This window comes from Beijerinckia mobilis (assembly GCF_000745425.1).
Taxonomy (GTDB): domain Bacteria; phylum Pseudomonadota; class Alphaproteobacteria; order Rhizobiales; family Beijerinckiaceae; genus Beijerinckia; species Beijerinckia mobilis.
In genome coordinates, this window is sequence record NZ_JQJH01000022.1 from 63,644 (window position 1) to 73,764 (window position 10,121).

Consider the following 10,121-nt stretch of genomic DNA (forward strand, 5'->3'; position numbering starts at 1 on the left):
TCATGAGACATGGTTCTCTGGACTGGTTGGGGCTCGAAGACAAAGTTTGCATCATAACCGGCGCAGGTGGTGGAATCGGAACTGCGATGGCAATGCGCTTCGCTGATGCAGGGGCAAAGGTCGTCCTGTTGGATCAGCAAGAACCTAAGGTTCTGAAGGCCGCTGAGGCGGTCAAGCAAAAGACCGGCATTGAACCTGTCGTTCAAGTCTGTGACGTCGCCGATCCGGCGAGTGTAGCCGTAAGCGCAAGAACATGTCTCGAAAAAGTGGGACCTTGCGATCTTCTAATCAATAATGCCGCTTTGTTGAGGCCAGGATCTCTTGAAGAAATTACTTTGTCCGAGTGGAACGCGCTGATTGCGGTCAATCTTACCGGCTATTTTCTCTGCGCTCAAACTTTTGGCCAGCAGATGCGGATCAAATCATCGGGTGCCATGGTGCATATCGCTTCTATTTCCGGCACGCACCCGCAAGGTTTCAGCGGCGCCTATAGCATCAGCAAGGCGGGAGTCGTGATGCTGTCGCGGCAGATCGCGATCGAATGGGGTAAATTTGGCATTCGCAGCAATGTGGTCAGCCCCGGAATGGTCGAAACCGAGATGAGCAGTAAGTTTTATGAAGAACCAGGCGTTCGTGAACGCAGAAGCGCCGTCATCCCCATGGGTCGTATTGGTCAACCTGATGATATCGCTGATGCTGCACTCTTTCTCTCAAGCCGTCGCGCAAATTATATCAGCGGGGAGGAAATCACGGTTGATGGCGGCTACACACGAATGCTCATGAATCTCATACCACGCCCAGGCTATAGCCAAAACTGAATATAGGTTTCGAATAGCTGTGCTTCCATACTCAAGGAGCGCCGCACTATCGGGGCTTGCGAAGCCCCGATAGTCGTTACATGGCTGGAGTAGCATCGAAAAATCTGAGTTGAAACCGGAAGTTTACGCCGATATCTATCTTGATCACGATAATCTTGTGGCATTTGTGCTCCACCCGTTTTTCCGGATTGCGCCATGATGCATAACCAATCTATCCCGCATTTCTTCCTTTATGAAGAGGTGCCGGATGAGGTAGAATTGGACTTCCTTCACGTTGAAGCAATTCATTTGCGTAGTGGTATGCACAATTGGCATATTCATCCGCACGCTCACCCGGAACACGGACAATTCCTCTTTGTTACGAAAGGTCGCGGTATCATTCGTCTCGAGACGGAAGTATGGCAAGCGGTTCCCCTTAGCCTTATCATGATACCGGCTGGTGTCGTCCATTCTATGGAATTTGAACCTCAAACAGATGGGTTCGTCATAACAGCTGCGGATTCCTATATCCGCGAAAGAACGCGCGATGATCCGGCAATGATCGAATTGAAGGATCGGCCCGGCTATTTTTGCCTTGACGCCAATTCTTCTGAGGCTCAACCACTTGCAGATGCATTCCAGTCGGTGGCCAGCGAATTTGTTTGGCATGGCCGGGCGCGCCGTTTCGCTATCATGGCGCATTTCACCCGAATTCTTGTTTCGCTCGAGAGATTGCATCACGCTCTAGCCCAGAACAGTCCGTGGCGCGTACCGAATCGAAACCTCGACATTGTTCATCGTTTTCGTAGGCTCGTTGAAACTTATTTTCGTGAAGACTGCCCTCTTACTTTCTATGCGGAGCAGCTTCATGTGACTCACGCTCGTCTCAACATCGCCTGTCGCGCTATAGCTGGTAAAAGCGCGTCGAAAATTCTTTTTGACCGGATCATCCTCGAAGCAAAACGCAATCTACTTTACACAAGCCTGCCGATTGCTGCAGTCGGACAAGCCGTTGGTCTTGCAGATCCCGCATATTTTTGTCGTTTCTTCACCAAAAGAACAGGCATTTCACCCAGTGAGTTTCGGGAAAATGGCCTTTCTACGTTACAAGAAAAGCAGGAATAAGTGGGGCAGCAAAAACAACTTATTGATTTTATGTATTTATATCTGATACGCTCGCGCCCCGGACAGACGGAGAGTTACCCATCTTCGTGGTAAAAGGCGGGAAAAATAAGCGGGGCCTGAATATCCGAGGATGAAGGCGATTTCACGGACTGTCAGGGATGTGTACGCAAGCTTACGTCTGGCTTCTATTAAGATACGATTATGCAGCAGAGTAATGGCTGAATAACCGAGAACCTCTCGACAGACGAGAGAAAGGTGTCAAGCGGAAAACACCGAATTCCCGCGCATAGGTACTCTTCACCGCTTTTTCGTACGACACGGCATAATGCGCAACATCTGCCTGATCCGCGTAGGGATCAGTGACGACGGCCAGCAATTCCTCGAAAGGCGCGAAATCATCATGCTGGACGGCGGCGGCAATCATCGCCTCGACCCGGTGGTTGCGGGGAATATAGGCCGGATTGGCCTAGCGCATGGCCTCGCGACGCTGCAAGAGATCCTGACCGTTCCGCGCCAGTCTCTGCCGCCAGTCGGCAATCCAGGCGGCGCACTATTTCGATCCTTGAGCACGGCTTTTAAGCCCGCCTCCGCATTTGGCCCACCCGAGGCCCCTCCAAGCGTCCGGAAGGGCAGGGTGAAATTGGCGCCATTGCAGGCCATGACCGCGAACAGGGCCTTGATCTGCGCCTTGTCCTCGCTCCGCATGACGGCGAGATAGGCGGCCTCGAACCGCGCATCGAATGTGCCGATGGCCTCGCGCGTCGTGGCCTGCACCTGTTGTTGCTGGTCAGCATCGATCAAAGGCAGCAAGCAGGGTTTCGGGAAGCTACGCGAGGTTCTATTTGGGGATGGGCGCTTGATTGCTATAGGCGTAGCGGCCGCCGTGATCGATTGAACTGAACATGGTTTCCAGATCATAGACATCCATGAACGGTGTAGGGACTATAATCGATGGTCTCGCCCGCAACGGATATATTGTCCGTATTCATGACGCCATGGATGAAACCGGTGGCCGTCCATTGTGCGACCAGCGCTGCCAGCGTGGGTGTCGTCGGGACGCCAAGGGCTGCCATGGCCTCGCTGACCAGATATTCGCACAAGACAGGCCCCAAAGCGCCGTGCGCCCATCACCCCCGTGCGAATAGGGTTTACACTGGCCCTCTTGATCTGCACATCGCGGCGGATGCTTTGCCGTCACCGAGCTGCGGTACGAAATGGCCGAACTGGTGCCCCGCATAAGCGATGGCGACGGGACTCTCACCCTCCGGCAGGCGATTGCCGGCAAAAATCTCGGCTCCGTCCTCTCCCTGAAGTGCCGTGGCATCAAGATCACTTGCCAGCGCTCTGTTCAGACGGATCAGCCGGACCGGCAAAAGGCCATAGCTGTGTTCAAAGGCAAATCACACCATGGGCCGGGATTTCTCAAGCTGCGGCTCGTTCGGTAACGAATGTGGCAGCCCCCGGTTTCAGGCGCTCCCCACCGTTGCCCAGCTTATCAAATCCGGCGCCACACCTTCAGAAAGTGCCTTCAAACAGAAGAAGGAACAGGCCTGAAATCCATGGTGGTCAGCTAGACCATGATGGAAGCCTCGCCTACGCAACCTAAAAAGGCAGACCCACATAATTTTCGGCAATTGTCGTCGCCGCCGCGGTCGAACTGGTGATGTAATCAAATTCGGCAAGCTGCATGCGGGCCGCGAAATCTCCGGCCTCGTGAAACTGGTGCAGCATGGAGGTCATCCACCAGGAAAAACGCTCGGCTTTCCAGATCCGCGCCAATGCCCGGCTGGAATAATTGTCGATCCCTCCGGCCGATCCTTCGCGATAATATTCGATGAGGCCGGAAGAGAGATAATGCACATCGCTCGCGGCGAGGTTCAGGCCCTTGGCACCGGTCGGCGGCACGATATGCGCTGCATCTCCCGCAAGAAACAATTTTCCGAAACGCAGGGGCTCGGCCACGAAAGAGCGCAGGGGCGCAATGCTTTTCTCCAGCGACGGGCCGGTCACGACGCGCTCCGCCACATCCTCCGGCAGGCGGCGGCGGAATTCGTCGAAGAAACGATCATCCGACCAATCTTCCACTCTATTCGTGAGTGGCACCTGGATGTAATAACGGCTGCGCGTGGTGGAGCGCATGGAGGCCAAAGCGAAACCACGCTCGTGATGGGCGTAAATGAGTTCCTCTGAGGCAGGGGGAACATCGGCGAGCAATCCCAGCCATCCGAAGGGATAGGCGCGCTCAAACTGAGCGATTGCCGCCCCAGCCACCGAGCGCCGGGACACACCGTGGAAGCCATCACAACCAGCGATGAAATCACATTCGATCTCATGCGTGATACCGTCCTTGCGGTAGCTTACACGTGGCCGGCTCCCGTCGAAATCGTGAGGCGTCACATCTTCTGCTTCATAGATCGTCACCGTGCCGATCGCCGCGCGCGCATCCATGAGATCACGCGTCACCTCGGTCTGCCCGTAAACGACCACGGATCGGCCCCCGGTGAGATCCGACAGATTGATACGTTGCGCACGGCCATCAAAGGCGAGGCAGAAACCGTGATGCACCAGCCCTTCCTTCTTGAGACGGTCACTGCAGCCGGCGCGCTCGAGCAGTTCGACGAGGCCCGTTTCCAGCACACCAGCGCGAATACGCGAGAGCACGTAATCCGCACTGCGCGCCTCGAGAATCACGGCATCGATGCCTGCCTTGGCGAGAAGCTGGCCGAGCAGCAGGCCTGATGGCCCCGCGCCGATGATACATACCTGCGTCCGCATCCATTCCTCCTGAAAATGATCTGATTATTTTGCCCAGCCTGTATTTCCTGTCTCTCGCGCAGGCGAATACATTGCCGTTTTATAGGCGCAAGACGCACGACCGCGTGAAACGCAGCCCTTGCTCCAGACGGGCATGAAATGCATTTCGTGTTCTCTAGAATGGACGGCGAAGCCCTTGAAAGGAATGGCAGCATCGTGCACATTTCTGGACAAATCGAACATGACGGACGAAAATGACCCGAAACGTGCCTGCCTATGCCCTTTACGGCGAAGGCCATGACGGCTTTCCCGATGAGCTGCATGTGGAAACGATCACGGCACGAAGTGCCCGCTATGACTGGCACATCCGCTCACATCGTCATGGGAACCTCTATCAGTTCCTGTTCGTCTCGTCGGGAGAAGGCACCGCCTATATCGACGCCGCGACGCATGGGCTGCATCCGGCTATGGCCATTGCCCTGCCGCCGCTGGTTGTGCATGCCTTCGACTTCACGGCCGGAACGGAAGGCTATGTCATCAGCATACCGGCAAATGTCGTGGCGGCTCACGCACCTGCCGAGAGCCACGCCCATGCTGTGTTCACGACACCATTCCTGTTGTCAGCCGCACCTGACGCAGCGGCAGAGCTTGCGACAATCCTGCAATTGGCGCTAGCGGAATCCTCGGGTCATCGGCAGAAACGCTCGGAGGCGCTGACCGCGCTGGCCAGTCTCATTCTGGTCTGGTTCCGGCGCGTCCGAACAGCGGGCAATCCCGAAAGCACCGATCCGGCTGGCTCTGCGATCAGTCTTGTCCAGCGTTTCTCGGCTCAGGTCGAAGAGGATTTCAGGCGTCACCCGAGCCTTGCCGATCACGCGCAAAAACTCGGTGTCAGCGTCGCGCATATGAGCCGTGTCTGTCGTCAGATCACCGGGCGCTCCGCGCAGGCTTTCGTGCAGGACCGTCTGATGCTCGAAGCCCGGCGGCAGCTGGCCTATACGTCGATGAATATAGCGGAGATCGCCTTCGATCTAGGATTTGACGACCCGGCCTATTTTACCCGTTTCTTCACCCGTCACGCGGGTCTCAGCCCGCGTGCCTATCGCTCCGATCCGTTGCAGCGCATCCGGCCTCCGGAATGATCAAATCTTGCGGCGGGAGCATCGTGATAGCATGCCGCAATCACATCACGACAGGGACGTGGAATGCGTCATCTCCAGCACCGGTGGCATTGACATGCTGCCCGGCAAGGGGCCACTCTCGGGACGCAATTTTTTGGCAACCTGCATGGCCTGTTCTCTCAGAACACGCAGAATCCACTGAATGCCCTCGTCGCTACTTCTCATTGCATGCCATTGCGCCTGTTCCAAGGATTTTGGTATCGGATAGGGAAGCGGCAGAATGGAAATAGGTATGAAGCGTGCGAAATATTCCGCATGCATGCGGTGCATGATCGCGATACGCTCCGTTCCGATCAAGGCATAGGGCAGAGCGGAAAAATTGGGAACGATCACATCGACCCGACGCTCGATCCCCTGCTCGGAGAAATAGCTCTCCGAAAACGCCGGCAGCGCATCAATTCCGAAACAGGCGACCGCGTGCCGCGCAGCCAGAAACTGCTTCGCATCGATCCCGTCCCTGTAACTGCTTTCCGACCAGCAGATGACCACAAAATCATCCTCCAGCAGAAACATGTGGGGGTGTTGCGGCAGCAGATATTTCTCCAATGTGATCATCACATCAACCTGACCACGTTCAAGCCGCTCAAATGCAAACCGGTCTGGGCTCATGATTGTGAATGTGACTTGCGGCGCCTCCTGCGAGACCTTGATCAGCATATCGGTGACGAGAATATTCAGGGCATAATCCGATGCCGCGATCGAGAAATTCCGTTGCGCCTCTGCCGGCCGGAACTGCGACGGCGTCGTGATCTTCGATCGAATGAAGGTCAGAGCCTGACGGATCGGTTGCGCGAGTTCTTCCGCTTTGGGCGTGAGAATCATCTGGCGTCCGCATTGGACGAAAAGCTCGTCGCCGAAATATTCACGAAGCCGGTTCAGGGCACCGCTGATCGCCGGTTGGGTCAAATAGAGTTTCTTGGCGACGATGGAAACACTTTTATGCTCGATGAGCGCATCAAGCGCGACAAGAAGGTTAAGATCGAGCTTGTCGAATCTCAAAATGGCCTCCCCAGATTGTCTTGCCGGTACGCGGCATAGAGGGTCTGCCCGTCACGATGACCCGCGATCGGTACGATGCCCTGTTTTTATTGCCTCAGAGAGAACAATATCATTCGTTCCCTCTGACCTTCGGGGAAAATGCCATAGACTTCAGAACAACTCCATCTTTATATCTTCGGCAAAGATACAACCTGCCGTACCACATCATCCGGCCAGGCTGTTCATCTGATTTTCCTTCTGAATTTTCTGTTCCACCAGCCGCCGCGCACGGATGCTCGGTGTATCATTTGTCAGAAGGACGGGCTTGAGAGACCAAAAAGGCGCCCCCGCCATACGCCGCGCGACCGCTTCGATCACCGGCTTGTCCTCGCATTCGAAAGGCCCCCTCAAGGCCTCGACATTCGACGCCGCCAAATCCTCCGCGATGGGGCCCAGAACTCTGGGAAAACTGATCGCATAGAAATAATGTGTACTGGCCGTCGTCTCCGGCGTGAAAAAGTGCGCGGACGGTACGATGATGCCTTCTTCTTTCGGCCGGCCACTAGCGACTGCGCCGGACCAGAGCGCCATCAGCGCGGGCGCGTTCCAGCGGACATCGAGCCAACGGTCTGCAAGCGCGTCATCCGGAATCCGGAAGGCCTGTTTCAGAAAGGCAGGGAGATCATCATTGGCGATGAAACGTTTCGACCAGATAGTCTCACTATCCTGCTGAAATTCGACCCGGGCGCGCCGCACGGCATCGCTCGAAAAAAGCGGATGCAGAAATTCTGTTGAATTCCACTGAGAACTGACCCAGGGAAGCCGAAAATTTCCACCGAGATTTGACCCATGTTTTGACCTCACCCTTGCTGTTTTCAGCGGGGGCAACGGAGTGATCGACATGGCGTTATTGAGCGTCATCCGGCGCTGGCATTTCCGAGAGGGAATGCCGATCCGAGAGATAGAGCGCCGCACAGGCTTGTCGCGCAACACGATCCGCAAATATCTACGTGCGGATACGGTGGAACCGAAGTTCAAGGTTCCTGATCGGCCGAGCAAACTGGATCCTTTTACCGAGAAGTTGTCAGGCTGGCTGAGGATCGAAGCTGGCAAGTCGCGTAAACAAAAGCGAACTGCCAAACAGTTGCACGCCGATCTGATCTCATTGGGTTATCCCGGTTCTTACGGCCGCGTGGCTGCCTTTGTAAGGCAGTGGAAGGCGGACCGTCAGCGCGATGAGCAGACCACAGGCCGCGGCACGTTCGTGCCTTTGGTCTTTTCGCCAGGAGAAGCCTTCCAGTTCGATTGGAGTGAGGATTGGGCCTTGCTCGCCGGCGAGCGTACGAAGTTGCAGGTGGCGCATACCAAGCTTTCACACAGCCGCGCGTTCATCGTGCGCGCTTATCCGCTTCAGACCCATGAGATGCTGTTCGATGCGCTGGCCCAGGCGTTCCGTGTCTTGGGTGGCGTGCCCAAACGCGGAATCTTCGACAATATGCGAACTGCGGTCGATAGGATCGGTTTAGGCAAGGCCCGGCAGGTCAATGCCCGCTTTGCAGCGATGGCCAGCCATTATCTGTTTGATCCCGAGTTCTGCAATCCAGCCTCGGGATGGGAAAAGGGACAAGTCGAGAAGAATGTTCAGGACACAAGGCGCCAGCTCTGGCAGCCGGTCCCCAGCTTCCCTGATCTTGCCGCCCTGAACGTCTGGCTTGAGGAACAGTGCATCGAGCGCTGGGGCCAGATCCAGCATGGTATGCTGCCAGGGACGATCGCCGATGTACATGCCGGGGAAATCGCTAGCCTGATGGCACTGGGGCGCCCCTTCGATGGCTTTGTCGAGCAGACCAAGCGCGTGTCACCGACGTGTCTCGTCCACTTCGAGCGCAATCGCTATAGCGTGCCGGCATCCTTTGCCAACCGGCCAGTCAGCCTGCGGATCTATCCGGAGCGGATCGTTATCGCTGCCGAGGGGCAGATCCTTTGCGAACATGCGCGGATCATCGAACGGTCCCATAATCTACCGGGACGAACCGTCTATGACTGGCGGCACTATCTGACGGTCATCCAACGCAAGCCTGGCGCCTTACGCAATGGCGCGCCCTTCACGGAGATGCCCGATGCATTCCGGCAACTTCAGAGCCACCTCCTCAAGCGGGACGGCGGCGACCGGGAGATGGTTGAGATCCTGGCGCTGGTCCTGCAACACGATGAGCTGGCCGTGCTCTGCGCAGTCGAATTGGCGCTGGAGGCAGGCGTTCCTACCAAGACCCATATCCTCAATCTTTTGCACCGGCTCGTCGACGGCAAGATGGAGAGATCCGCCAGCATTGATGCTCCCCAAAAGCTGATTTTACGCATCGAGCCCAAGGCCAATGTCGAACGCTATGATGCTCTGCGCGGCAAGGAGAGACGTCATGCGCCATGATCCAGCCAGTGCCGCCGTCGTTGTGATGCTGCGCGGCCTCAAGATGTACGGCATGGCCCAGGCCGTCAGCGATCTCAACGAACAAGGTGCACCTGCCTTCGAAACGGCTGTGCCTACCCTCTCCCAGTTGCTCAAAGCTGAGGTCAGCGAACGAGAGGTTCGCTCCATTGCCTATCAGATCAAGGCAGCCCGGTTCCCGGCTTACAAGGATTTGTCCGGGTTCGATTTTGCTGCCAGCGAGGTCAATGAAGCCATGGTCCGTCAGCTTCATCGTGGTGCATTTATCGATGATGCCGACAATGTCGTCTTGATCGGCGGCCCCGGCACAGGCAAGTCGCACATCGCCACGGCCCTTGGCGTCCAGGCCGTCGAACATCATCGTAAAAAGGTCAGGTTCTTCGCCACAGTCGATCTGGTCAACGCTCTCGAGCAGGAAAAGGCCTTGAACAAGGCCGGTCAACTCGCCGAGCGGCTTTTGCGGCTCGATCTGATTATCCTCGACGAATTGGGATATCTGCCGTTCAGTCCGTCAGGCGGTGCGCTTTTGTTCCATCTGCTCAGCAAGCTCTACGAGCACACGAGTATCATCATCACCACGAACCTGAGCTTCAGCGAGTGGGCTGGTGTGTTCGGCGATGCCAAGATGACGACTGCCTTGCTCGATCGGCTCACTCATCACTGCCATATTTTGGAAACCGGTAACGACAGCTTCCGGTTCAAAGCAAGCGTAACTCAGGAAAAATCAAAGAAGCAGAAAACATGACTTGACCAGCCAAACGCAAGCACAGGATAGTTTCAATCCGGGTCACTTCTCGATGAAAATCCCGGGTCAGTTCTCAACAAAAATCAACAAAAGGG

The 10,121-nt window shown here is 56.1% G+C and carries 9 protein-coding genes and 1 pseudogene; 5 read left to right on the plus strand and 5 right to left on the minus strand.

Annotated elements, in window-relative coordinates; translation table 11 throughout:
- Window positions 1–2: 2 nt before the first annotated feature.
- Both DL88_RS15185 and DL88_RS15190 read left to right on the plus strand, forming a co-directional pair.
- The gene (locus DL88_RS15185) at window positions 3–818 is read left to right on the plus strand and encodes an SDR family NAD(P)-dependent oxidoreductase (protein ID WP_034997858.1); all 816 of its coding nucleotides are present in this window, start codon (window positions 3–5) and stop codon (window positions 816–818) included.
- Window positions 819–1,013: 195 nt separating this feature from the next.
- Window positions 1,014–1,922, plus strand: coding sequence for a helix-turn-helix domain-containing protein (locus tag DL88_RS15190; RefSeq protein WP_034997863.1), 909 nt, complete (start codon window positions 1,014–1,016; stop codon window positions 1,920–1,922).
- Window positions 1,923–1,958: 36 nt separating this feature from the next.
- Here DL88_RS15190 and DL88_RS21105 read toward each other — a convergent pair whose 3' ends face one another.
- The 3 genes and pseudogenes from DL88_RS21105 to pobA form a co-directional block, all read right to left on the minus strand.
- Complete coding sequence (locus DL88_RS21105; protein WP_084705218.1) at window positions 1,959–2,138, minus strand: helix-turn-helix domain-containing protein; 180 nt, start codon at window positions 2,136–2,138, stop codon at window positions 1,959–1,961.
- Window positions 2,122–3,295 (minus strand): annotated as a pseudogene (locus tag DL88_RS21110) (protein adenylyltransferase SelO family protein). Before DL88_RS21110 ends, DL88_RS21105 begins: the two are co-directional and overlap by 17 nt.
- 229 nt (window positions 3,296–3,524) lie before the next feature.
- Window positions 3,525–4,697, minus strand: coding sequence for a 4-hydroxybenzoate 3-monooxygenase (gene pobA, locus DL88_RS15200; RefSeq protein ID WP_034997865.1), 1,173 nt, complete (start codon window positions 4,695–4,697; stop codon window positions 3,525–3,527).
- 233 nt (window positions 4,698–4,930) lie between these two features.
- Here pobA and DL88_RS15205 point away from each other — a divergent pair, with 233 nt between their 5' ends.
- Window positions 4,931–5,818 carry a helix-turn-helix domain-containing protein gene (locus DL88_RS15205; RefSeq protein ID WP_034997868.1) on the plus strand — a complete coding sequence of 296 codons (888 nt, stop codon included), beginning with the start codon at window positions 4,931–4,933 and terminating at the stop codon, window positions 5,816–5,818.
- Between the two features lie 45 nt (window positions 5,819–5,863).
- Here the strand turns inward: DL88_RS15205 and DL88_RS15210 are convergent, their stop codons facing one another.
- Window positions 5,864–6,856, minus strand: a complete 993-nt coding sequence (locus tag DL88_RS15210; RefSeq protein ID WP_051956039.1) for a LysR family transcriptional regulator — start codon at window positions 6,854–6,856, stop codon at window positions 5,864–5,866.
- Window positions 6,857–7,060: 204 nt separating this feature from the next.
- Window positions 7,061–7,756, minus strand: coding sequence for a hypothetical protein (locus DL88_RS15215; RefSeq protein WP_051956040.1), 696 nt, complete (start codon window positions 7,754–7,756; stop codon window positions 7,061–7,063).
- Here DL88_RS15215 and istA point away from each other — a divergent pair.
- Window positions 7,737–9,263, plus strand: coding sequence for an IS21 family transposase (istA, locus tag DL88_RS15220; RefSeq protein ID WP_034997871.1), 1,527 nt, complete (start codon window positions 7,737–7,739; stop codon window positions 9,261–9,263). The genes DL88_RS15215 and istA overlap by 20 nt on opposite strands.
- On the plus strand, window positions 9,253–10,026 hold the full coding sequence (gene istB, locus DL88_RS15225; protein ID WP_034997875.1) for an IS21-like element helper ATPase IstB: 774 nt from the start codon (window positions 9,253–9,255) through the stop codon (window positions 10,024–10,026). The genes istA and istB overlap by 11 nt, the downstream gene beginning before the upstream one ends.
- The last annotated feature ends 95 nt before the right edge of the window (window positions 10,027–10,121 follow it).